General features: G+C 38.4%; 20 protein-coding genes, 1 tRNA gene and 1 pseudogene. 9 read left to right on the top strand and 13 right to left on the bottom strand.

Going from position 1 to position 23,341, the window contains the following annotated elements:
• Positions 1 to 51 precede the first annotated feature (51 nt).
• The gene (locus tag E4N78_RS03875) at positions 52 to 1,281 is read left to right on the top strand and encodes a dicarboxylate/amino acid:cation symporter (RefSeq protein WP_255811750.1); all 1,230 of its coding nucleotides are present in this window, start codon (positions 52 to 54) and stop codon (positions 1,279 to 1,281) included.
• 49 nt (positions 1,282 to 1,330) lie between these two features.
• Positions 1,331 to 1,963: an adenylate kinase gene (locus E4N78_RS03870; protein ID WP_255811749.1), complete on the top strand. Its 633-nt coding sequence runs from the start codon at positions 1,331 to 1,333 to the stop codon at positions 1,961 to 1,963.
• 19 nt (positions 1,964 to 1,982) lie between these two features.
• Here E4N78_RS03870 and E4N78_RS03865 read toward each other — a convergent pair whose 3' ends face one another.
• Positions 1,983 to 2,867 (bottom strand): acyl-[acyl-carrier-protein] thioesterase, encoded by an 885-nt coding sequence (locus E4N78_RS03865; protein ID WP_255811748.1) that lies wholly within the window; start codon positions 2,865 to 2,867, stop codon positions 1,983 to 1,985.
• A 55-nt stretch (positions 2,868 to 2,922) separates the two neighbouring features.
• Positions 2,923 to 3,846 (bottom strand): hypothetical protein, encoded by a 924-nt coding sequence (locus E4N78_RS03860; protein ID WP_255811747.1) that lies wholly within the window; start codon positions 3,844 to 3,846, stop codon positions 2,923 to 2,925.
• Positions 3,847 to 3,952: 106 nt separating this feature from the next.
• On the opposite strand from E4N78_RS03860, the gene E4N78_RS03855 reads away from it, so the two are divergent.
• The 3 genes from E4N78_RS03855 to E4N78_RS03845 all read left to right on the top strand — a co-directional run bounded on the left by E4N78_RS03855 (position 3,953) and on the right by E4N78_RS03845 (position 7,608).
• Positions 3,953 to 4,024: transfer RNA gene (locus E4N78_RS03855), tRNA-Gly, on the top strand.
• Between the two features lie 113 nt (positions 4,025 to 4,137).
• Positions 4,138 to 5,457: an ABC transporter substrate-binding protein gene (locus E4N78_RS03850; RefSeq protein WP_255811746.1), complete on the top strand. Its 1,320-nt coding sequence runs from the start codon at positions 4,138 to 4,140 to the stop codon at positions 5,455 to 5,457.
• A 24-nt stretch (positions 5,458 to 5,481) separates the two neighbouring features.
• A complete protein-coding gene (locus tag E4N78_RS03845) occupies positions 5,482 to 7,608 on the top strand; it encodes a methyl-accepting chemotaxis protein (protein WP_255811745.1) in 2,127 nt (708 codons plus the stop codon).
• A 65-nt stretch (positions 7,609 to 7,673) separates the two neighbouring features.
• Here the strand turns inward: E4N78_RS03845 and E4N78_RS03840 are convergent, their stop codons facing one another.
• From E4N78_RS03840 to E4N78_RS13910, 11 genes and pseudogenes are all read right to left on the bottom strand, one after another.
• The gene (locus E4N78_RS03840; RefSeq protein WP_255811744.1) at positions 7,674 to 10,247 is read right to left on the bottom strand and encodes a formylglycine-generating enzyme family protein; all 2,574 of its coding nucleotides are present in this window, start codon (positions 10,245 to 10,247) and stop codon (positions 7,674 to 7,676) included.
• Positions 10,248 to 10,612: 365 nt separating this feature from the next.
• Complete coding sequence (locus tag E4N78_RS03835; RefSeq protein ID WP_253680278.1) at positions 10,613 to 10,843, bottom strand: hypothetical protein; 231 nt, start codon at positions 10,841 to 10,843, stop codon at positions 10,613 to 10,615.
• Between the two features lie 161 nt (positions 10,844 to 11,004).
• Positions 11,005 to 12,762, bottom strand: a complete 1,758-nt coding sequence (locus tag E4N78_RS03830) for an ABC transporter ATP-binding protein (protein WP_255811743.1) — start codon at positions 12,760 to 12,762, stop codon at positions 11,005 to 11,007.
• Positions 12,763 to 12,778: 16 nt separating this feature from the next.
• Positions 12,779 to 14,587 carry an ABC transporter ATP-binding protein gene (locus E4N78_RS03825; protein ID WP_255811742.1) on the bottom strand — a complete coding sequence of 603 codons (1,809 nt, stop codon included), beginning with the start codon at positions 14,585 to 14,587 and terminating at the stop codon, positions 12,779 to 12,781.
• A gap of 14 nt (positions 14,588 to 14,601) precedes the next feature.
• On the bottom strand, positions 14,602 to 15,249 hold the full coding sequence (locus E4N78_RS03820) for an ABC transporter ATP-binding protein (RefSeq protein WP_255811741.1): 648 nt from the start codon (positions 15,247 to 15,249) through the stop codon (positions 14,602 to 14,604).
• Positions 15,243 to 16,127, bottom strand: a complete 885-nt coding sequence (locus tag E4N78_RS03815; RefSeq protein ID WP_255811740.1) for an ATP-binding cassette domain-containing protein — start codon at positions 16,125 to 16,127, stop codon at positions 15,243 to 15,245. Before E4N78_RS03815 ends, E4N78_RS03820 begins: the two co-directional genes overlap by 7 nt.
• A 9-nt stretch (positions 16,128 to 16,136) precedes the next feature.
• On the bottom strand, positions 16,137 to 16,958 hold the full coding sequence (locus E4N78_RS03810; protein WP_255811739.1) for an ABC transporter permease: 822 nt from the start codon (positions 16,956 to 16,958) through the stop codon (positions 16,137 to 16,139).
• Positions 16,939 to 17,778: an ABC transporter permease gene (locus tag E4N78_RS03805; RefSeq protein ID WP_255811738.1), complete on the bottom strand. Its 840-nt coding sequence runs from the start codon at positions 17,776 to 17,778 to the stop codon at positions 16,939 to 16,941. Before E4N78_RS03805 ends, E4N78_RS03810 begins: the two co-directional genes overlap by 20 nt.
• A 110-nt stretch (positions 17,779 to 17,888) precedes the next feature.
• Entirely contained in the window at positions 17,889 to 19,439 is a 1,551-nt protein-coding gene (locus tag E4N78_RS03800) for an ABC transporter substrate-binding protein (RefSeq protein ID WP_255811737.1), read from the bottom strand.
• Between the two features lie 216 nt (positions 19,440 to 19,655).
• Positions 19,656 to 20,477 carry a helix-turn-helix domain-containing protein gene (locus E4N78_RS03795; protein WP_255811736.1) on the bottom strand — a complete coding sequence of 274 codons (822 nt, stop codon included), beginning with the start codon at positions 20,475 to 20,477 and terminating at the stop codon, positions 19,656 to 19,658.
• 48 nt (positions 20,478 to 20,525) lie between these two features.
• Positions 20,526 to 20,648: pseudogene (locus E4N78_RS13910) on the bottom strand (PD-(D/E)XK nuclease domain-containing protein); the annotation flags it as partial.
• A 160-nt stretch (positions 20,649 to 20,808) separates the two neighbouring features.
• Here E4N78_RS13910 and E4N78_RS03790 point away from each other — a divergent pair.
• The 4 genes from E4N78_RS03790 (at position 20,809) to E4N78_RS03775 (ending at position 23,340) form a co-directional block, all read left to right on the top strand.
• Positions 20,809 to 21,438, top strand: a complete 630-nt coding sequence (locus E4N78_RS03790) for a hypothetical protein (protein ID WP_255811735.1) — start codon at positions 20,809 to 20,811, stop codon at positions 21,436 to 21,438.
• Positions 21,439 to 21,445: 7 nt separating this feature from the next.
• A complete protein-coding gene (locus tag E4N78_RS03785) occupies positions 21,446 to 21,724 on the top strand; it encodes a tetratricopeptide repeat protein (protein WP_255811734.1) in 279 nt (92 codons plus the stop codon).
• Positions 21,725 to 21,847: 123 nt separating this feature from the next.
• Positions 21,848 to 22,327, top strand: a complete 480-nt coding sequence (locus E4N78_RS03780; RefSeq protein WP_255811733.1) for a GNAT family N-acetyltransferase — start codon at positions 21,848 to 21,850, stop codon at positions 22,325 to 22,327.
• Between the two features lie 104 nt (positions 22,328 to 22,431).
• Positions 22,432 to 23,340, top strand: a complete 909-nt coding sequence (locus E4N78_RS03775) for a hypothetical protein (RefSeq protein ID WP_255811732.1) — start codon at positions 22,432 to 22,434, stop codon at positions 23,338 to 23,340.
• The last annotated feature ends 1 nt before the right edge of the window (position 23,341 follow it).

The following is a 23,341-nucleotide window of genomic DNA, read 5'->3' as shown; positions in this document are numbered from 1 at the left end:
TAGGTTTTCATGCTCTATTGACTGAATTACTGTCTTTATGTAAAATGAACCATGAAAATTTGGATAAAATATCTTATCGGAACTACCCTTGGTATTATAATAGCAATTATAGCTTATTCAGACAGCGTTTTTTTTAATTCAGCTGTCGAGTTTTTATCAAATATTGCAATTCAATTCGGCCGTTATTCTTTATATCCCGTTTTATTCTTTGGTTTTACTTTAAGTATTTGTAAATTACGTGAAAGCCGCTCTTTACTCAAGCTCTCGATATACATAGCTGTATTTATAATTATTTCATCTTTTTTGACGGCTCTTTTAGGCTTGGTTTCCGTTTCTATAAGCTCACCGCCTAGAATTCCTATATTTGTAGAAGAAACAAGTTCGGTTGAGACTCTTGGAGTAATGGAATCCTTTTTACGCTTGTTTCCTTCAAGCGCTTTTGAAGCCTTTGTTGATGGGTTTTATATTCTACCTCTTTGTATTTTTGCGGGTTTTGCAGGAGCCGCCTGTGCAGTAGATAAAAATATATCAAAGCCTGTTTTAACCCTCTTTGATTCCCTTTCGAGAGTTTCTTATGCTGTTATGGCATTTTTTGTAGATATGTTTTCAATAGGTCTTATAGCAATATCCGTTAACTGGTTTATAAAATTTCAGGCAATGCTTTCTACAAAATTTTTTACAGGACTTATAACTCTTCTTTTAGTAGATTTCTTTATAATAGCTTTAATTATATATCCTCTAATCTTAAAAATAATATGCAGAGATATAAATCCTTATAAAGTGCTTTATGCTGCAATTGCACCTGTTTGTGCCGCTTTTTTTTCAGGAGATACCAATCTGACATTACCTATATTGCTGCGCCATTCAAATGAAAGCCTAGGTGTCCGCAGAAGGATATCTTCAGTTTCACTTCCTGTTTTTTCCGTTTTTGGAAGAGCCGGAAGCGCTATGGTAGTAACCATAAGTTTTATAGTTATTCTAAAATCATATTCCAGTTTAGGCATAAGTGCAAAGGATATGTTTTGGCTGGTAGGGATTTCGACATTATTTTCATTCTTCTTAGGCCGTTTCCCTGTAACGGGAACATATATTTCTCTTGTTGCCGTTTGTGCAATTTACGGACGAGGTTTTGAGTCCGGCTTTTTAATTTTACGCCCTGCGGCTTTTTTTATCGGTTCTATAGCTGCTGCTATTGATGCGCTTACAGCTATGGTGGGAACCTATATAATAGGCGATTTATCTAAGATGACTAATACACGCAATTTAAGGTTTTTTATTTAAAAAACCTTAAATTTAATATAGTTAAATATTATTGATAAAGGAAGACAAAATGAAATGTATTTTTTTAGGCCCTCCGGGTGCAGGAAAAGGAACCTTAGCGTTTGAGGTTTCAAAATCTTATACGATCCCCCATATTTCAACCGGTGATCTTTTTAGAGCCGCAATCAAGGATCAAACCGACTTGGGAAAAAAGGTGAAGGCTGTAATTGATTCAGGCGCCTTGGTAAGCGACGATCTTACAATCGCTCTTGTAAAGGAAAGATTGGATAAGAATGATACTAAAAATGGGTTTATTCTTGATGGTTTTCCAAGAACTATAGCCCAAGCTGAAGCTTTGGAAAGTATCATAGAAATAGATTCCGTCGTAAACTTTGATATAAGCGATGATGAAGTTATAAAACGCCTTTCAGGCAGGCGTATTTGTTCCTCTTGCGGTCAAAGCTTTCATGTGGAATTTGTCAAGCCTAAAAAAGAAGGCATTTGTGATTCATGTTCGGGCGAATTAATTATCCGTGCTGATGATAAAATAGAGGCAATTCAAAAGAGGCTTGAAAATTATAGGAAACAAACAGCTCCCTTAATCGACTACTATTCAAAAAAGAATTTAATAGTAAATATAGATGCCCGTCCGTCGTCTGATACAGTTTTAAATTCCTTTAAATTAAAATTCCCTGTAAAATAAGACCGGCGAACTTAAATGTTTATTCCCTGTCACGGACGATAAGACTTCGAGAAAGCTCTCTTTCATCGGCCCATTCGGAGCGAGCCTTAAAAACCTCGCTCCCGTCCGTTGACCTTATTATGGAGTGTATACAAACATTTTCAGCATGACTGGATCTGCATATAAGATCTTCTCCATACATAGCGGAAGAAACAAAATTGGTATCCAAGGTTTTTAAAAGTTTCCCTTTACAAAAATCTGCGCTCATATAGGACAAAATCCATCTCAAATATGTTAAGTTGTTTACATGAGAGTTTACATCGATATCTAAAAGAGTCGGGCGGAAGGATACTTCTATGTCCCAAGTTTCAGGTAATGAAATTTTTGCAAAGACCTTACCCTCAAGATGGTCATCATTAAAGCCTAAATTACCGAAAACTTTTGTGTCCGGTTTTACAGGCTGTCCTGTTTCCGAATTTAATATTACCCAGCATGAACTTGCCCGAAAGATCGGCATTTTAAGCTCTTTATATTCTTCCTTTATTGAAGATAGATTTTCTTCTCCTTCTTCAATGCGGATGTGTTCGGCAAAGGCTTCGTCTATAGACTTTTTTTTGCCGTTTTTTGCATAAAAGAATGCAAAGTCCCTCAAACAAAAAAAGCCTTTCGGTGTTTGAGCCCAAGTTTGGATTATTAAGTCATCCATCCAAAGCGGGTATTCGGTAATTTCAAAATGCTGCTTTGTGATAACCCAGGTTAAGCCCATCCTTTGTAAATGCGGAATTGAAAGTCCTGAACAGCTGTAATGTCCGGCCGCCAATTCTTGAACCAAAACGGCAAACTCCATCGGGGTAGCTCTGCATTTTCCGTCTATATTGCCTGTAAGAACCTTATGGCGTATGGTGTATTTATTATCGATAATCATAGGCGGAATTATAACAGTTTTTTTAAATTGTTTCTAGACAAGTTTTTTGTAAATACTAACAAACCGAAGCCCTATAGGTTTTAAGCCATCGCTTGACCGGAACGGTCCAATCGTCTTCGTGTGCACCCTCCAAGAGCAGGCGTTCAAACATAAAATGAATGTGAGCTCGCACTTCTTTTTTGTCCTGCTCAGAAATCGTTTCGGAGTCCTCAAACAGGCTGTTTATAATATTGACCCCGCTGCTTATAGTAAACCGGTCTTTGAGCACATAAAGCATCATATATATTGCCGCAGGAATACAGTTTACGCTATGCTGTTTTACATACAATACGCTTTCAATAATGTCCAGAGCTCCCTCTTTTAATTCCGCCGTATAGGTTTCCCTCTCTTCTTTGGTAAAATCGTCTTTTTTAAAAACTTCCGCATAATACACTGAAGCAAGAATAACGATGGAAACATGCAGGCTAGGAACACACAACAAATGCGGATCGAGGGCATGAATCATTTTGAATGCTTTATCTGCTTTATAATCGGGACGGTTTGTTGTAGTCATACAAAAGCGGTACACTCTTGCAGCATCGGAATAAGCCTTTTCGATAAGGGAAAGGTATTCAACACAGTACGGCAGGGCATTTTTTATGCCTATTCGGCGAAACAAAAAAGTCATCGGCCGAATCCAAAAATTAGTAAAGTTCAAATAGATTTGCACTTTTCCCGGTGTAAAAGGAACCAATTCGTCCAAGGGGTGTGATACATCCAAAACCGGAATGGACCTAAATCGCCATTTTACCGAAAACTGGAGCCAAAAAAAATCGCGTATTACAGTACGCAAAAAACGGAAAAGCACTTTTACACTTTTAAGCCGAAAGGGGATAATCAAATAAGGAAGAAATATACCGTAAGAGCCGATCGGCCTTACAGTCAGCCTTACGGCCGGCCGTAAGGCTGGCTCTTTTTTCTCTGCACAACCTTTTGCCATAAGCCTTATTATACTGAAAAGAGTACCGCTTTACAAGTATACGGTTCAATACTCTTCACACAGCTTGCCTTTTTTTTATTTTTTTAATATAATCCGGAAAGTTATTGCGGATGTCGTATAACGGCTATTACCCGAGCTTCCCAAGCTCGTGACGTGGGTTCGACTCCCATCATCCGCTTTATTTCTGCATGAAGGACAGCGTTTTTCTACTATTTGTTAAAGCGTGTGAAAATGCCGGCCTTTTGATAAAGATTTGATGATCAATTTTGATCTCAATAAAGGAAAAATATTATGAAAAGCTCTTTTCTTTACGGTTTAAAAAAAACGGTAATTCTGCTTTTAATTGCATTGTTTTTTATCGGCTGTTCCGGTAAAAATTCCAAAAATGCCGCTACGGAAATTGAATTTTGGTCATTTCCTAATTTTTCTTCGGAAAAGGGCACAGACGGCAGCTTTGAAAAAAGTCTTATCGAGGCCTTTCAAAAAGAAAATCCTTCCATAAAAATAAATTTCACTCTTATCGACTTTACCGACGGACCTGCTTTAATTGAAAAATCTATTGAAGCGGGAAACCCTCCCGATATTATTTATGATGCGCCCGGGCGCATTATCGTATGGGCGGATAATAATTTGCTTGAGCCTTTGGACGATGTTCTTGCAACCGAAAAGCCCTACATAACAGCCGGACTCTTGGCTGTTTCTGCGGGAAAAGACAGGCGGACATATATGTATCCTATGCACCAAGTTCCGTTTGCTATGGCGTTTAATAAAGAAATGCTTGAAGATTTAAATCTTATAGATTTACTGCCGTACAAACGCCGCGACCGCAGCTGGACTGTAGCCGAGTATGAAACACTCCTTAAAGCTTTGAAGGCAAAACTGCCGAGCGGAAAAACTCCCGGCGTTTTTTATTATAAAACTCAAGGCGGCGACCAAGGTACCCGCGCATTTTTAGTAAACCTTTACGGGGATGCAAACCTTTTAAACGGCGATTATTCAAAATATATTTATAATTCCCCGAATGCCGTAAAAAATCTTGAATGGACAATATCGGCTATAAAACAGGGGCTTCTTGCCGACGGAGCGGAGCTGACATCAAACGATGCCATTAAAATGTTTGTAGAATCCGATGCAGCACACACAATTTTATATTCGCCTCAACTAAATAAAATGAATAATGGAAAACGCAGTTATAAAGGAAAAAATTTTACACCGATTTATATGCCGTTTCCGAATGATACAGGCTCTCCTTCTTTGGAATTTCTTGCAGGCGGTGCCTGTATTTTTAAAAACGGAAATCCCGATAAAGTAAAAGCCGCTAAAAAATTCTTACATTTTGCGGCTGTAGACAAAGTGTGGGCACCGCGCTTGGTAGCGGCAGCCGGAGGTTTTCCTGCAAGCTCAAAAATAGAGCTTGAAATAAATGATGATGAAATACTGTATAATTCCGTTTTACAGCGCTTTTTCGGACAATATTATAATAACATAACCGGTTTTTCAAAAATGCGTGCATATTGGAATACAGCCTTAAAAGAAGCCGCTTCAGGAAAAAACATTCAAGATGTATTGAATAATTTTGTACGCAATTCCGACAATACATTAAAAAACTAGAATACATTTAATCATGGAGATAGAATGAAAAATAAAACCGTATCTACAGACAAGAAACTAAAATTGTTTTCTATAAAAAATAAAATGATAGTGGCCTTTGCTCTTTTTTCCGTTTCGATTTTAACCGTCTTATGTATCGTTTCGATAAACCTTGCTTCATATTTTTTGATGCGTAACACCGAATATTTTTTAGAGGAATTGGTTTCAAGTTCTTCAAAAATTTTAAATGAGCGGGCATCTTCTATTTTCGGAAAACTTGAAGCTTTTTCAAATACACCCATAATGCAGGAAGATGATGTTTCCTATAAAGAAAAAATCAAACTTTTTAAAAATGAAATACAAATGCAAAAATTATACGGATGGATTCATTTCGGCATCAGCGGAGCCGACGGTCTTTTATACCGCACCGATAACAAGGTTGAAGATGTTTCCGGCACTGAATGGTTTAAAAAAGCACTAAAAGGCAAATATGTAATTACCGAACCTAAGATGTCCGCTGAAGAAAATAAATATATTTCCATAGCAGCAATTCCGATGCGTGACTTGCAGGGAAAAATAGTGGGTGTTATAAGTTCTTATATTTTAAGCGATTCACTTTCCAATTTAATATGCGATATTATTGTCGGTGAAACGGGAAGTGCTTACCTTATAAGCCCGGATGGTATCATAATCGGAAACCGCCGGCCGGAAATTTTATACAAAAGTATTTTTACCGAAATTGCAGGAGACGAAAAAAGCGGTTTTAGCGTTTTTTTTAAAAAAGCTCTTGCTTCCGAAAGCACATCGGTTAATGTTTCAAATATAGGCGGAGTGCAGTATATTTCTGCAGCGGCTCCTATGAGGTATTCCGGATGGACACTGCTGCTTACCGCACCTTCATCGGAATTTATTTCGGAAAACGTTTTAAATTTAATACGCATTTTTATTATAATTGCATTAGCCGGTTTAATAACGGCAGTTGCCGTAGGTTTTTTTGTTGCATATAGAATTGTAAAACCGATTAACAGAATAACTCTCGCTCTTAAAAACATTTCGCAGGGAGAAGGCGATTTGACAATTAAACTGCCTACGGACGGCGGCGATGAGACAAGCGTTTTGTCTTCGTATTTTAATGAAACTATTTTAAAATTAAAAAACTCAATTCAAAAAGTCGGCTCCGATTCTAAAGAAATGAAAGAGGTCGGTTCGGATCTTGAAAGTAATATGCTTTCGGTAAGCGAATTTGTCGGCGAAATTACCGGAGGCATTGACGGTTTGCAAACAAGTTTTACCGAACAGGAAAAAAGTATTGCCGAAACCGACTCTTCAATAAATAGGATAATTATGACTTTAAAAGAGCTGAACGAAAGTATTGTACGGCAGGCATCAATCGTTGAACAATCTTTTGAATCATTTGACAAGATGACGCTCAGTATCGGCACTGTTGGAGGAAGCGTAAAAGAAACTCGCGAAGCGATTATGAATCTTTCTTCGGCCACCGACAACGGGCGTGCAACGCTGATAAAAGCAAATGAAATCTCTCAACGAATTGCAGAAGCTTCAGGCGGCTTGATTGAAACAGGATCGGTTATACAAAATATTGCCAGTCAAACAAACCTGCTTGCGATGAATGCGGCAATCGAGGCCGCTCATGCCGGTGAAACGGGAAAAGGCTTTGCGGTAGTTGCTTCCGAAATCAGAAAACTCGCTGAAGAGTCAAGCGTTCAAGGAAAGAAAATTTCCGTAACACTTAAAAATTTAATCGGTGAAATTGAAATGCTTGCAAATTCCGCATCAAGTGCAGTTGAAAAATTCAATTTTATTTCCGAGTATTCAACTGATGTAACCGATTCGATTGAAAGCGTCGTTCACGCTATGGAAGAGCAAGAACAAAACGGAAAAGCGATTTGGGAAATGATTAAGGATATCAGCGGTATGACAAGCGGTGTAAAACAAAGCTCAGGCGAAATGCTCTTAGGCAGCGAAAAAATTATTGCCGAAACGGACAGGCTCGGCAATCTAACCGAAGCTCTGCGGGAAAATATGAATAAGATTTCATCACAAGTCGATTTAATAAATGAAGCTACAAAGGAATCCCTTGATATTGCCGTAAAAAATAAACAAAGTATTGACGGACTTGTCGTAGAAGTAGGCAAATTCAAAACCGAATAACAACAGCAAAAAATGCCGATTAAACCGGAAAACAGTTTAATCGGCATTTATTCAATAAACGTTCTCTATTCTTTCCACACTAAGCGGAAGCCTACGACATCGTAACTATTATGAGAACTATCGCTATCCCGTTTACCGGTCATGCAGCCGTAGACGGCATCATTCGTATTTTCAGACCAGTTGCCGCCGCGCAAAACGCGTTCAGTATCGGCGGATGATAAGGAGCCGATCGGATCTGTTACCGAACCGGAAGATAGTGTTGTAGAATACCTATCCCAGCACCATTCGGAAGCATTACCGCTCATATCGAAAAGCCCAAGTTTGTTCGCTGCCCTGCTTTTGACAGCAGCTAAACCGGTTACGGCCGGGGACTGTGCTACAAAAGCCGAACCGTCGTAATACTTGTTAAAAACCGCAACCCGTGCCGTTTCAGTACATAAGCCAGTAAAGTTTGGAGACCCAGCCATACCTTCAAAACCGATAGACTTTGTCGCTCCGCTTGCAGAATTCACTTTGGTCAGATAAACACCACTGTAGGATTCGGCATTTGTACTATCGGTACCCTGATAACGGGCGGCGTATTCCCATTCGGCTTCGGTCGGTAAACGGAAGCCTTTTTTAGATTGGTCAAAATGGACATTATCCGCGTCATATGCATCTTTCAGAGCTTTCGCACCTGAAGCCGAACTTTCTCGGTATACACAGTGTTCGGTAGTCCCGTATGTCAGTTCGGTATAGGCATTGCACCACACGATGCAGTCGCGCCAGCTCACCTTTGTTATAGGATGTTGTACAGAGGCAGGAGGATTTTCTTCATACCAGTCTTCGTCAAATTCAAATTTATACCAGTTGTCTTTTGCCCATTCATATACGGCATTCCATGTTTCTACGGTAACTTCGTTTTTACCTATGAAATAGCTGCTTAGGATAACATCGCGGCCTGCAGGGAAAACACCATTCCATGAAGCATCGGCACCTGCAGGCAACGGACAGGACGGATTTTTGCCCGTGATAGTTGCCCTGTCCACCTTTACCCCTTCGGAAGCGGGAGCGGGCGGCAATTCTTCGCTAACCGCATATACAATTGTATCTTTCTCAAAGATCGTATCATCGTATATACCGCTCCCATCAGCGTTGTCTATTGCCCAGCGTGAAAGCCTATAGCGCGGATCATAACCGGTTATTTTACTTATCGCCTCAGCCTCTATCGTTTCCCATTTTACACCGTCATCGGCAAGGAATTCATTGGCTGGAGCAGGTTTAACCTGAATATGTTCATCGCCTTTTACGGTTATTTTTACCTTATCGGGCTTGGAAACGGCATATATCACCGTATCTTCTCTGAATTTTTGTGAATCTCTAAGATTGTGCCCGCCTGCATTATTCAGCTTCCAGCCTTTCAGTTTATAACCTGGTTTATAACCGAGCAAAGCTACAACGGCGGCTTTGTTATCTTCCCATTTTGAATCGTAGAGAACTCTATGTGTATTCGGATTCGGCACAATAATATTGGTATCGCCTTTAATAGTCAGTATAACATGTGTCCGTTTTGAGATGGCATACACGGTAGTGTCGGCGGTAAATGCATGCGTAGGCTCTATTTCCGCACCGGTTCCGCCGCTGTTAAGTTTCCATGCGGAAAAGGTATAATTTGCATCGGAACCTGTTATCAGATTATCGGCGGTGCCCCTTATTTCCGACCATGTGACACCGTAATCTCTTTTTAATTTATTCCGATCGTCTGCTGTTGCTATGTAGGTGTGACTGTCCCCCGCAATGGTGATGGTTATTGTTTTCTTTTTCGACACGGCATAAACGGTTGTGTCCGCATTAAACTGATGATTATCAGGTATATCCTGTCCCAATTCATCGGTCAATTTCCATGTATCGTTTTCATAACCGTCAGCGTATTTTATTTTATTGGCGGCAAGCGCTTTTGCATGAGCCCATGTTTCATCTTTGTTTACGTTGAATGTATGATTTGTTTCTTTATGAATAATATGTGAATCCCCCGCAACGGTTATCGTTACTTGTGCGGGATGCGGAGCCGTAATCAGCTGTGATTCGGCATAAACAGTTGTGTTTTCATTGAATTGATGACCGTCAAGAATAACCGTACCGGAAGCATTGTTCAATTTCCATGTTTTATTTTTATAGCCGCCGGTATAATTTATCTTGCCGTTTGCTAACAGTTTAATCTCATCCCATTTTGTACCGGGAACTACTTCAAAAGTATGCTCGGCTTTAAGCGTAACGTGTTCATCTCCTGCAACGGTTATCACAATTTTCGGTTTTGGAGGCGTTATGGTCTGTTTTGTTACAAGAAAAACCGTTACATTTTTATTAAAAATATAATCATCGGTTAAATTCTGACCGGAGGCATTGGTAAGAGTCCATTTATCGGGTTCGTAATTTTCTTCACATTTACCAATTTTGCCTTCAGCCTGAGCTTTCAGCTGGCGCCAGGTCTTGCCCTTTTCAACTTCAAACGAGTACTCTGGTTTGAGGCTAACATGAATATCTCCCGCAACGGTTATAGTTATTTTCGCAGGAGCAGCATGCTCTGCAGGATTTTTGCAGCCTGCAAAAAATGCCGTAAACATTATAACAGCTGTTGTAATCAATAATATTTTTTTCATTTCTTTATATCTCCATATTTTAAGGTTAATTCACACAGATTAATTTTACACAGATTAGTTATAATAAATATAATGGATATTTTCTAAAATATCAAGTGAAAGAAACATTCTTGCAGAAATACCTAAATTTCCGTCTAGAAATAATAGGTCTATTTTTTATACAGCTTAACAAGCCGCACGACAGTCAATTTATTTGAATCATCAGGCTATAAATACAGTCCGAAAGATAAATAATTACAAGAGAATATATAGCGAATGGGAAAGTCTATCTTGCTGCTATTATAACGGGAGCTCGTGAAGCTCCAAACACGAGCCTCTTTATCTTATCCGATTATGCCGATTTTGTAAGCATTTATTCTTTAAGCTTACTGTATTGCATGTCTTCCTGAAGGAGAAGCCGAACAGCGTATACCGTAGCTGGTTACAACTCTGTCTCCCAAAATTTTTGTTTCACGGCCGCAATGAATACAATGCGAACCATCCGGTATAATAGAATGTTTTTTTGATACGCTTGCAGGACAATTATATCCGTTATCGTCACTTTCCAAGTTAGGGCCTACAGGCCTTACATCTTTTCCGCAATATTTACACTTCATAAAAATAACTCCTGAATTTATCTTATTTTCGGCATTATAACAGCCTTACATTAAAGACAGATTCTAGTATTTAGTTACAAAACACCACAATATCCGTAAATTAAGGTATAGTTTAGAATTTACTCAATTTTAAAAACATAGTCAATAGCATTATTTCTTAACTACTCGTACTCTTTTCCTATCAGCTCCCGAAAATACTGAGAACCGCTCATAAGCTCTTCAAAGGTGCCTTGCGCTTCGATGCGGCCCGCATGTAAAAGCAGAATGCGGCCTGCGGATTTTATCGTAGAAAGACGGTGTGCAATTATTAACACTGCACGGCCTTCTTTTAAACTATTGACAGCCTCATTTATTTTGCTTTCGTTTTCGGAATCGAGGTTGGCGGAAGCCTCATCTAAAACGAGGATGGGGGAATCTTTTAAAAAGGCTTGGGCAAGGGCGATACGGCTTTTCTCGCCGCCTGAAAGACGCACAGCCCTTTCTCCTACGATTGTGTCCCATCCGTTTTCAAAACGCTGCCGGATATCCTCAAGCCGGGCCTTTCTAAGGGCTTCTTCCAATTCCGCATCGGAGGCGGTTTGTTTTGCAAGCCGTATATTTTCTTTTATGCTTCTATTGAATAAATAAATATCCTGAGGAACTACCGTAATTAAATTACGCAGCGTTTCCAACGAAAAAGATTTAATATCAATTCCGTTAATGGTTATGTTACCCTCATCAATATCCCAAAAACGCTGTAAGAGTTTTGCAGCCGTAGATTTTCCTTCTCCCGAAGCGCCCACCAACGCGAGGCTTTCCCCGCTTTTCAATTCAAAACTTAAACCCCTTAATACGCTCTTATTTTCTTCTTCAAAAGTGTGCGGATATTTAAAATGAACATTATCAAACCGTATTTCAAGATTTTTCGTATTAACTTCTTCATACCGTATCTTTCCCGAATCTTCTACGGAAGCCTTCATTTGCAATAAATTAAAAATCCTTTCAGCCGACGAAAAAATAATACCGAATTTATTGCTAACCGCCATTACTTCCAAAAGGGGTCCATATATAAGCCCCGTTATAATAAAAAGCGGCAAGAGCCAAACAGCCTCTATTTTTGATGCAATGACCAAAGATATAATAATTATTTTTGAAGTCAGATTTGCAAGACCTATAATTAAGTCTACAAGCCGAACTTCTTTGCCTGCCCGTATTGCATAGTCCAAAGAAAATTTATTATAAGAGTCATTAATGCCGAATATTGTTTTTAAATATTCTTTTTGCCTGCGGAAAGAAATAATATCCTGCAAGCCCTGCACACCGTCTACGATTGAAGCATTGAGCTTTCCCATTTCTTGAGCCAAGGCTTGACCTTGCATATTCGATTTTTTTGAGTTGACAACAGGGATACATATTAGGGCAATTATAAACGGAACCATTGCAGCGGAAAGATATAAGGAAAAATATCCCATAATAATAAGGGCGGACAGGGGAACCACAAGGGCGGTTATCATTTGTCCCAAGGTATGCGCATAAAACATTTCAAGCATATTTATATCCCGCATAACAATATTTACAATATCGCCGCTTTGTTTTCCTTCCATACCGCCGGGGGCAATTTTGTCGATAACCTTATATGCCTCATTCCGCAGATCCGCAAGCACCTGATATGCTATATCGTGGAAAACATAGATATCCAAAAAATGAAATATGCCTCCCAATACAATTATTACCACTGTAATAATAAAAAGAGTTTTTACCTCATATACCCTGCCGGTAATTCCTGCGCCTACCATGTACGAAACCAAAAAGGCAATTGCAACGGGTACTATCTTGTATACGATATTTATGATAGCGCCGAAGAAAAATTTTATGCGGTAATTTTGTATATACCGGCTTAAAACAAAAAGATAATATGCTCTGTTTTTTTTCTTATTCATTTATTTCTCCTTCAATTTAATCCTTTAATTGACTACCCATAATGGTACGGTACAATTCGGAATCCCGTACCAATTCTTCATGAGTTCCCTTTGCTTTTATCCGTCCATTATCTATTAAAATGATTTGATCGGCAGAACGGGCTGTCGATAAACGGTGCGCAATAACGAGGGAAGTTCTACCTTTCCGTAATTGCTCAAAATTATTCAATATGATTTTTTCATTTTTGCTATCTAATGAAGAAGTCGCCTCATCAAATATTAAAATAGGAGCATCTCTTAACCTTGCACGGGCTATGGTTAAACGCTGCCGCTCTCCTCCCGAAAGACGGGTGCCAAGTTCCCCCACGGAGGTTTTATATCCCTTAGGCAATGAAAGAATAAGGGAATGAAGGTTTACCTCTTCCGCAGCCTTTTCAATTTCGGCGATTGACGCATCTTTTTTGCCTGTTCTTATATTGTCTTCGATAGAACCGAAAAATATATGAGGATTTTGCCAAACGGCAGAAATTCGGTTTTGAATAATCTCTACATTTTCTTTGTTTAATTTTTCATCCCCTATAAAAATACTCCCCCTTGCAGGAAGATAAAAGCCTGCCAAAAGCTTTGCAATGGTTGACTTACCGCTGCCTGAGGAGCCGACGAGGGCGGTCGTTGTGCCGTGCTTAACGGTAAAAGAAATATCATGTAAGATTTCTTTTTTATCATAAGCAAAATCAACATTTTCAAAACGGATATCTTTAGAAAATTTTGAATCCACGGTGTCATCCCAAAAAGGAAGCGCTTCGTTTTCTATTTTTTCTTTTAATTCTTTATAAGAGTAAAAGTCCGCTTTATCCAAACGAGGGGCTTTATACAGGGAAAAATCGAGCGGGTCTTCGAGGAATTGCCCTATGGTTTCAGAACTTGCAAAGCCGTCAAAACCGAAATGCCACGCTATAATGAGTTTAAACATAGGGAAAAAACAAGCCATCGAAAGATAGAGGATGTAGAGAATGGTAAGGGCTCCGGTTTTTCCTTGAGAAAAACGGAGGGCTGCAACGGCAACGGAAAGCGCTTCGCCTAAAAGAACGAACATTTGCATAAAGGCGCCTTGCCATACGGTGGTGCGCAGGTGAACCATTGTAGCCTTGCGGAAATGTTCTCCTTCTTTTGCAATTTTTTTTACCTGCAAGGCATTGGCATTAAAGGCCTTGAGTGCCGTAACACCTTGCAGGCTGTCGATACATTCCGATAAGTAGCGGTCATGCAGCTTCCATTCTTCGAGGCCGTGTTTTTTCATAACCGGTGCAAACAGCACGGGGCAAAAAATCATTCCCACTGCAGCAACCAAGGCCGTTAATCCGCTTGCCCAATCCAGCCGGAACATAAAGCATAAAAGCAATATAATATTTATCAAGGTTGAAACGGCAATGGGAAAGTATGCCGTGTAATAGTTTTTTACCGCATCCACACGGAAGGTTACCATCGAAGTCATATCACCCGTTCTTTTTTTGTTCATATAGGCAGGCCCCGCAGCAAATAATTTTTGCATGACGGATGAGCGTATATTATCCTTTATACCGGCTCCAAGTTTTTCGGATATTTTTGTTTTGGGGGATGCCAAAATAAATTTAAGAACAAGGCAAACACCTATCAATATAAAAACTTGATTGATGTGCGAAAAAATTAAAACGCTTTTTTTATAAAGCAGCATGTGGGTAAAAACCGCACTGCACATCATAATAACGGACTCCAAAAGCGTATCGATAAGATGGATAAGGCTTATGAGCCCCGCTTTTCCGTAAAACCCTCTTATAAATTTTAAAAGATAACGATTAAAAAACATATTTACTCCTTAAATCATAAATAAACAAACTTATCGGCAATTAACGAAAGCATTTCCAAGTCGTGGCTGATAAAAATATAGGCCAGCTTATTTTTTTCTTTTATTTGCAATAACAGACGAACAATTTTTGCCTGCACGCTTGTGTCAAGCATAGAAGTCGATTCGTCAAAAATAATAATTTTAGGCTCCAAAAGTAAGGCGCGCAATATTGAAAATCGCTGGAGCTGGCCGCCTGAAACTTCCTCAGGATACCGATTCAGGAGGCTTGCATTCAGTTGAAGCTCATGCATCTTATCTACAATCTTTTTTTCAAATACGGTTCTTTCAGGTTTTGCCGGTATAAAATGCCGTATCTCGTTTAAACTGTATGAGAGCGTTTTATGAGGATTAAAAGAATTTTCAGGATTTTGCATAACCAACTGAATACAGGTATGCAGCTTCTTATCCCGTTTTAACAGGTGAACCGGAACATCGTTAAACAAAATGCGTCCCTTTTCCGGTTTTAATAAGCCCAAGATACAGTGCACTGCAGTGCTCTTACCCGAACCGCTTCCGCCCGTAATACCGATAATTTCATTTTCGTGCAGCTCAAAACTCATATCTTCAATGATAGGTTTTGCGTTTTTATTATAACAGTACGATATATGTTCAACCTTTAACATTCACACACCCTCACAAAATGTTCATCGTCTATTTTCATCATCCTTGACTGAATATCCCCGCTGTTGCTGATTTCGTTTAAATCCCGATCCAGCAGAGGAAAACCGTCAAAGGTTTTCATTCCGCGTGAAGGAAGAGAATCCAATAAACGTTTAAAATAGGGATGGATGGGATTTTTAAAAAGCTCTTTTGTATTTCCCGTTTCATATATCAAGCCGCCATGCATAACCATAAGAGAATCGGAAATCTCTTCCGCCATTTCCAAATCATGGGTTACCAAAACTATCGTAAGCTTTTTTGTCTTATGGATATTTTGTATCAGCGCTATTGTATCCTTGCGTAATGCGTTGTCCAGCCCCTTAGTCGGCTCGTCAAGAAAAAGTATTTCAGGAGACCCTATCATTCCCAGCGCAATTAAAAATCGTTGTTTCATTCCGCCCGATAATTGAAAAGGATAGAGCTTGAGGATTTTTTCAGGGGGATTAAGTTTTACTTCTTGTAAAAGAGCGCATAATGTTTCATCGCTGACCGATTTCGTTTTCCATGCAAGGCGGAGCTGCTGCTTGCAGGTAAGTAGAGGATTAAGGGCGGAGGCCGAATTTTGCAGCACAAAGCCCATTTCATTTTTACGGATAGACTGCTTTTCAGCTTCTTTAAGCGTATAAAAATCCCTACCCTTCCACATAACCGTTCCCGATAAACAGGCGTGAGCCGGTAATAGACCTCCGATAGTACGTTCCGTAAGCGATTTTCCCGAACCGGTTTCACCGGTAATACAAAAGATTGCTCCCTTTTGTACCGTAAAGTTTAAATCCTTTAACACGGGTTCGGTTTGTTCGGGGAAGCGTACGGATAGGTTTTCAACATGTATAAGTTCCATTTTTCCAATTTACAAAACAAGATGTTTTGCTCTCCGTTTTTCTCCTGCCGTTCTAAACGCTTCGGATAATTGGGTAAAGCAAAGAATGACGGCAAATTGCAGTAAGCCCGGACAGAGCACCGTCCAAGGCGCAATATTCATGTAGCGTATGGATTCCTGCATGATAAGACCGATATCGGCATGGGGAGGCTTTACCCCGAAGCCTAAAAACGAATACGCCGATATTGATAAGATGATATGTCCTAAAATCATTCCGGTTTGCGGCAGCATCAGCTTAAAACTTTGCGGTATTAAATGATAAAAGATAATACGGTTATCGCTTGCGCCGAGTATTTTCAGGTTTAAAATAAAATCGTTGTTTTTAAACACTATAATTTCGGCCCGTATTAAACGTATCAATGAAAAAGAACTCATAATTATCACTGTTATAACCATTGTTTGAGTTTTTGCACCGAATACGGCAGCCAAAATAACAAGGGCTATCATAACGGGAAAACAGAGCAAAAAATTACTGATATGAAAAAACGCTTCATCTGCAAGTCCGCCGTAATAAGCCAAGACGGATCCCGCATAAAGGGCGATCATAAATGAAAGGGCAAAAATAGCAGCCGCCAAAAGGAAAACGGAAATAAAACCTTGCACGCTCCTTAAAAAAACATCTCGGCCGAATTGATCCGTTCCGAAAATGTGTTTAAGCGAGGGGCTTTGAAATTGTATATCGGGGTTAGATGCATTCGGCTCAAAACACAAGGTAAGAATACCCATAATAACTAAGATCAAAAGAGATACGGACAACCAGAACCGCAAGTTTTTATTTTGCATATAGCTCATGGGCTGCCCTCCTATCCATTTTTATATAATACATATCCGCAAGAAGGTTTATCGTAAGCACCAGCGTGCCTATAAATAAAATTCCGCCCGACAGCATAATATAGTCTTTATCGCCTGAGGCATTAAACATTAAAAGACCGAATCCGGGTATCGAAAATATTTTTTCGATTAATACCGATCCTCCTAATAAAGCGATGATATCGATTGCCAGAATAGCAACACAAGGAGCGGAAATATTTTTCAGCACATGGCCGAATAGGATTTTTCGCGGGGACAAGCCCTGCGCCCTTGCCAATTCGATGTAGCCTTCCTGCAATATCAAGGCGGTCTTAGTTTTTACTATCCGCATAAAATAACCCGAACCCATTATACCGAGTAAAACGCCGGGTATGAGTAAACTTTTTATTCCGTGGTAGCCTATTACAAAATGCAGTTTTAGTTTTGCAGCGCATATCCATACTACCAGTAAGGCAAGCCAAAAGGAGGGAATACTCATCGAACATATTCCCCACATTTCCGTAAGCTTATTGAGAGAAGGCTTAGCTTTCCATGCAGCATACATGCCGAGCGGAAAACTAATGCAAACTTGCGTAAGCAATGCGATAAAAGCCAATATAAGCGTTTTTAAAAAACTTGTCTTAATTTCGCTTACCACACTGTAGCCGGTAATAAGGCTCTTTCCTAAATCGCCGCGGATTATGCCTTTTAACCAGTTGAAATAGGCTTCTTTAAAGGGAAGGTTTAAATTATGCTCGGCTGCATACTGTTCTGCCTGTTCTTCGGTTATAAATGTATCCGTCTTATATTTTAATATGATCATAGCCGTACTTTCCCCGGGTGCAAAATACACCACGGAGAAAGAAAGAGCCGTAATTGCCAATAAGTACGGGATAATGATAACCAATCTTTTTAGTAAAAACGTCCTCACCCTTATTTATCCCATTGGACGTTTGATAAATCTATTTTATACACGCTTTTTGAAAAGTTAAAACCGCTTAAATCCTTTTTATAAAAGGCCCTGCGTGTTTGTGTATAGAGCGGAATAAAGGGATACTCTTCCCATTGAATGTCCCAGTATTTATTAACTGCCGTTTTAAAGGTTTGTAAATCGGCTGCATCCAATATTGTTTCGGCAGTTTTAATTGCTTCAGGCGTAATACCGAAACTGAGACCTGAGCCATTGTAGTTTGAGTGAAGCCCTCCGGACTTTAATGAACTTATTAAGGGTTCAAACCACGAAACGGTAAAACCGATGTCCCATGCTCCTTGTTTCATTTTTTCAACGACGATAGGCCCATTTACAGCTTCGATAGTTACTTCAATACCTATTTCTTTTAAAGCATTTTGAACAAAAACGGCGATGTCTTTTCGCTGAGGAGCGGTTGAAGAAACATAGGTAAGGGAAACTTTTTTACCGTCCTTTGTAAGAGCTCCCTTATTCCATGTATAGCCTGCCTTTGTTAGTATATCTTTTGCTTTTTGAAGATCATAGACAAAGGGCTTTTGGTTTTTAGGCCCGTCATCAAAAGAGGGATTAAAAAGATAACCGCAAGGATCTGCTTGTCCGAAAAAGAGCTCCTTTGTCAAGGCATCTTTATTTATAACATACTGCAAAGCATGGCGCAGCTCCTTATCTTTTAAAAAGTCTTTTTTATAGTTTAAGCCCATACTGAACACAATAGGGTATGATTTAGGATCTTGCAATAATTGTGTAAACTCTTTTGAGCTGCTCAGCTCATAGCTTACCGAAAGAGGAATGCTGCCTGCATAATGCTCCGTAATACCGATAACATCCACCTGCCCGGACTGCAAAGCTAACTTACGGGCATCGCCGTCGGGTATTACCTGCCAAATAAGCGTTTCCATCTTGTACGGTTTTTTATCCCAATAGTTGGGATTTTTAACCAGCACCGCTTTTACATCTTTTTCGTACTCTTTTAAAAGGTAAGGGCCTGAGCCGATGTACTCGGTAATGGTGCCGTCCTCCTGCAAGCATCTTGCGGGAATGAGCTGAATTTTTTCAAGTTCATCTACGAGAAAAAGAAAGGGAGATTTCATTACCACCTTTACGGAAGTTTTGTCTATAATATCAATGTGATCTAACTTTGACATATAGCTTCTAAACTGCGTCTTGCCTAAGACCTCAATCGATTTTTTTAAATCCTCGGCGCTTGCTGCCGTACCGTCCGAATAGCTCAGGCCTTTCCGCAAATGGAGTACAAATTCGGTACTCTCCTTATTTACCGTCCAGCTTTCAACTGCAGCCGGCTGCACCTTTCCCTCCGAATCTAAGACCGTGAGGCTATCAAAGACAAGGGTACCTGCTTCTTGGTTGCCTTTAAAATCGGCATGAGCCCCTAACACCAGCCGCTGTTCTTTTTTGTTTTGCACGCTGTCAGCTGACCTATCGCTGCAGGCGGTTATAAATACAGCTGCGGCAAATAACATTAATATTCCGGCTCCCATTACTAATTTTTTCATTATGTTACTCCTTTTTATAACTTGTAAGTTAGTTATTGCTAACTTATTTTAGGGGAATAAAAAGAAGTTGTCTAATCCGAATTTTGCAGAATAATCCGTTTTTCTTAAATGATTGAAAATTTTTTAATTATGTAATTTATCAAGCCGGATAGGGGCTTCCAATCTCCTAAATTCCTGCGGGGTAAGCCCCATCATTTTTTTAAAGGCAGCAGCGAATTAACCCGGGTTTTCATAGCCCTGCTCAAGGGCTATATCCAAGACGGTTCTATCGGTATTTTTCAAAAGAGAGGCAGCCTTATTCATTTTATATTCTTGTCTGTAAAGGCTGGGAGAGGTTCCATAAACCGATTTAAATATTTTTGGAAAAAGGTTATAATTTATATTTGACTGTAAAACCAGCTCCGTTATGGGAACCGAAGTTTTTAACATAGCCGCACATATCTTTTTTACAGCCTTAAGGGAGCTTTGAGGTATAAGCCCCTCGTATTTTCTCATTAAAATAAGTTCCGACGATACATGATAGATAAGTTCCATAATTTTTAATTGTATGAGGGGCTGATTATTTTGATCAAATAAATCGTACAGTTCTAAAAATATGTTTTCCATCTTATTATCCGAATCGGCATAATACCATTGTCGGGAAAGATTTAATTGGTAAGTCATAAGCTTAAAATCCACATGGCATGAGGAAAACAAGGCTTTAAGCCAGGGGGTAAATTTTTTATAGGAAAAGATAACGGATATACCCTCATATAATTCCGCCGGGATTGCAGACTCTGTAAGATTGGATAAAGACGAGGATATTGTCATCTTTCCCATTCCTCTGGAATGATAGGAGCCGCTTGCAAGCAGAGCTTCATAGCGTCCGTATCTGCAATGATGTACCAGTATATCCTCTTTCGGCGCATGAGTAGAGGGATAGTGCTTCCATGCCTGCCCTCCTTCGCAAAAATAATGTTCTATTATTATGCCGGGGAAAACCTCTATCCTGTATTCCGTGTAATTTCCGTTTTGATATTTTTTTATTTCAGTTGTCATACTAGGCTAACATTATACAAAAAAAAGGAATTTTAGGCAAGGGTTAGGCTAAGCTAAGGCTAAGGTTTCAACAACCCAATCTTTAATAGTCCGCTTTTCTTCATCAAAACTTGAGCCGACGGCCATGAGCTTTTTACCGCTGCCTGAAAATCTATCTGCATAATTTTTCTTTTATCTGTATTTAATCCTCCGTAGTTATTAGTTTAGAACAAGTAAGAAGGTCTATCAATTATCCGGAAGGCTATTTAGGATACTATCAACAAAATACTATTGACCGATCATAAAACCAATGTTACAATATAACTATAGTTATTACGAGGAGGAAAAATATATGAAAAAACGTATTGTATTATTTTTCATTTTATTGGTGTCATTCCGGATTTTTGCAGACTACAAATCCGAATATGACAATCTGCTCTCAGCAAGAAATTTAGTAGAGGGGATTGCGGCCCTCCTGCTCAAATGGGAAAAGGCAGAGCCCAAAAACCCTGAGCTCTACATTGCCTATTTTAATTATTATCTGCTTAAAGGTCAAAGGTCTACACATTCATTGGATACCTATAAGAAGGACAATACCAATTCATTGGCATTAGTGGATCAAAAAACAAATAAAATCGCAGGATATTTAAACAATAATATCTGGTATGAAAAAGAAGATGTCGATAAAGCCTTGTCATATTTGGAAAAAGGATTAAAATTCGGTAAAAACCGCTTGGATATGTATTTTGGAAGAATTCATATTTTAGGCGAAATAGGAGAATATGAAAAGCAATCACAAAAGATTATAGAAGTTCTAAAACTTGGAAAAGAGATAAATCATAAATGGCTTTGGAGCATGAATGAGGTAATCCCATCATCAGAAAGTGAACACTTTTTTCTAATTTCGATAAACGAGTATTATAAAGCTTGGCTTCAAAAAAGTCTCCCTCAAACCCTAAGTGCTGCAGAAAAAAACATGTGAAGCCCAATTGAAACTATATCCTAAAAATATCGAAGTACATAACTATTTGGCTTTGGCATATATCGATCAAGGAAAATTCAAAGAGGCCTTAAATGTGCTGTTAAAAGCCGATAAGCTCGCAAATGAAGATTATGTAATTATCTTTAACATAGGCAGATGCTATGAAGCCCTAAAGCAATACGATAAGGCAAAAGAATACTATCTTCGTATGAAAAAAAATCCCAGCAAACAAGTTCAAGACATGGCAGAACAAAAACTTTCAGAGCTAAAAAAATTAACCAAATAGTTTACAAAAAAAACGTGTAATCGGTACCAGGCAAAAACACCGATTACACGGTATCTAAACCCTTGAATTCCTATCAAAATATAATTAGAATAGTTTACAAAACCTTTTATGGGAGAAACAAAAATGCTCAAAATCGAAAAAGCCGGAATAGAAGATGCAAAAACTATTTTAGAAATTTATAACGATAGTCATAAGGTATTCGGAGATGTACCGGAGCAAGATATAATCGATACATTTGAAAATATGATAAAAACCGAAAATACATATATTCTATATGAAGATAATCAGGCAATCGGATTTATATCACTTAAAGATAAAAATACTCATGGGCTTATTTCAGCCATATACATCAAACATAAAATACAAAGGAAAGGATACGGTAAATACATTTTAAATTTTATTGAACAAGAAGCAAAACATATAGGTTTGGAATATCTTATACTGAAAGCTCTTAAAATGTTTGAATGGACAATAGAATTTTATAAAAAAAACGGCTTTACAATCCTTGATGAAAAGGAAGACAAGCTGCCGTTTATAACCGAATATATTCCGCCGGCAAAATGGGAAGCCGTAATGATAAAAAGGATAATAACATGCAAATAAAACCTATAGATTTTTACAAGAAAAACGGCTTAAAGAATATTCAAGATTATAACATATCTTGTTATGGAATATTAAAATAAAAAACATAAATAGTATTTTTAATTATGAAAGAAAACATTAAACCCGATACAATTAAAGACCTTATCAATTCACACCTTAAAAACGATAAGTTTAAAACCCTTGAACCGGTTCAACTGAAAGATCATACTTATACGGATTTATTTAAGGGAATAACCGGCAGCAATGAAACTTTTGCGGTAAAATTACGGCAGAAAACGGAGAGTATTAAAAATTCAATTAAATATTTAAATGCTTTAAATGACAGTGAAGACTTTATTTTAAAATATAAAAACCTCATTGAAACTGAAAATTACTATATTTTTATAAGTGAATGGCTTGAAGGTTGTCAGCCTACCAAAACCGATAGACATCTGATAAAAGATTTTTTTAAAAAACTTGCACATCTAAATTTAAATAACATATCTTCAAACTCTTTTTCTTCAATGTATTTGGACGGTAAAAGCTATCCTTCAATTGAAGAGATGATAAATGCGGAAGCCCTCCCCTATCTTGAAATATACAGGGGTAAACATGATAAAAAAATTATTAAAAAAAATATTGAAAATTTAAACCTAGGCCTAGGCTGTATTATCCTTGAAGACATGAATACGGGGAACATGCTTAAAACAGGAAAGGGAAGCTTAAAAATAATTGATGCCGAACATCTTACTTCCGGTTTAAACTTATATCAATTTGAACATATAAATATTCTAGGCTTAAATAAAAAAGAATGGTATAATATCACCGATGAAGCAAAAGAAGTTTTAAATGCATATTTTTCCGAAATAGGTGAAAGTAAAAACAAAGCTTTTTTACAAATAAAAGCCTTTGCAGTTTTAAGCTTTTTACGTGAGCTTTATTTTCAAGTTTGGCAAAACCAAAAAATAGACTATTCAGAAAAAGATAGAATTTTTGATATAATATTAAACTGTGGAGTTGAAGAGGTTCTTTAAA

It is taken from the genome of Treponema denticola (assembly GCF_024400535.1).
GTDB classification, from domain to species: Bacteria; Spirochaetota; Spirochaetia; order Treponematales; family Treponemataceae; genus Treponema_B; species Treponema_B denticola_C.
Note: the sequence above shows the minus strand (reverse complement) of the source record. Positions and strands in the feature narration are given on the sequence as shown.

Coding starts and splice junctions, on each gene's coding strand:
- E4N78_RS03875 (WP_255811750.1), top strand. CDS start 52: ATGAAAATTTGGATAAAATATCTTATCGGAACTACCCTTGGTATTATA.
- E4N78_RS03870 (WP_255811749.1), top strand. CDS start 1,331: ATGAAATGTATTTTTTTAGGCCCTCCGGGTGCAGGAAAAGGAACCTTA.
- E4N78_RS03865 (WP_255811748.1), bottom strand. CDS start 2,867: ATGATTATCGATAATAAATACACCATACGCCATAAGGTTCTTACAGGC.
- E4N78_RS03860 (WP_255811747.1), bottom strand. CDS start 3,846: ATGGCAAAAGGTTGTGCAGAGAAAAAAGAGCCAGCCTTACGGCCGGCC.
- E4N78_RS03850 (WP_255811746.1), top strand. CDS start 4,138: ATGAAAAGCTCTTTTCTTTACGGTTTAAAAAAAACGGTAATTCTGCTT.
- E4N78_RS03845 (WP_255811745.1), top strand. CDS start 5,482: ATGAAAAATAAAACCGTATCTACAGACAAGAAACTAAAATTGTTTTCT.
- E4N78_RS03840 (WP_255811744.1), bottom strand. CDS start 10,247: ATGAAAAAAATATTATTGATTACAACAGCTGTTATAATGTTTACGGCA.
- E4N78_RS03835 (WP_253680278.1), bottom strand. CDS start 10,843: ATGAAGTGTAAATATTGCGGAAAAGATGTAAGGCCTGTAGGCCCTAAC.
- E4N78_RS03830 (WP_255811743.1), bottom strand. CDS start 12,762: ATGAATAAGAAAAAAAACAGAGCATATTATCTTTTTGTTTTAAGCCGG.
- E4N78_RS03825 (WP_255811742.1), bottom strand. CDS start 14,587: ATGTTTTTTAATCGTTATCTTTTAAAATTTATAAGAGGGTTTTACGGA.
- E4N78_RS03820 (WP_255811741.1), bottom strand. CDS start 15,249: ATGTTAAAGGTTGAACATATATCGTACTGTTATAATAAAAACGCAAAA.
- E4N78_RS03815 (WP_255811740.1), bottom strand. CDS start 16,127: ATGGAACTTATACATGTTGAAAACCTATCCGTACGCTTCCCCGAACAA.
- E4N78_RS03810 (WP_255811739.1), bottom strand. CDS start 16,958: ATGAGCTATATGCAAAATAAAAACTTGCGGTTCTGGTTGTCCGTATCT.
- E4N78_RS03805 (WP_255811738.1), bottom strand. CDS start 17,778: ATGATCATATTAAAATATAAGACGGATACATTTATAACCGAAGAACAG.
- E4N78_RS03800 (WP_255811737.1), bottom strand. CDS start 19,439: ATGAAAAAATTAGTAATGGGAGCCGGAATATTAATGTTATTTGCCGCA.
- E4N78_RS03795 (WP_255811736.1), bottom strand. CDS start 20,477: ATGACAACTGAAATAAAAAAATATCAAAACGGAAATTACACGGAATAC.
- E4N78_RS03790 (WP_255811735.1), top strand. CDS start 20,809: ATGAAAAAACGTATTGTATTATTTTTCATTTTATTGGTGTCATTCCGG.
- E4N78_RS03780 (WP_255811733.1), top strand. CDS start 21,848: ATGCTCAAAATCGAAAAAGCCGGAATAGAAGATGCAAAAACTATTTTA.
- E4N78_RS03775 (WP_255811732.1), top strand. CDS start 22,432: ATGAAAGAAAACATTAAACCCGATACAATTAAAGACCTTATCAATTCA.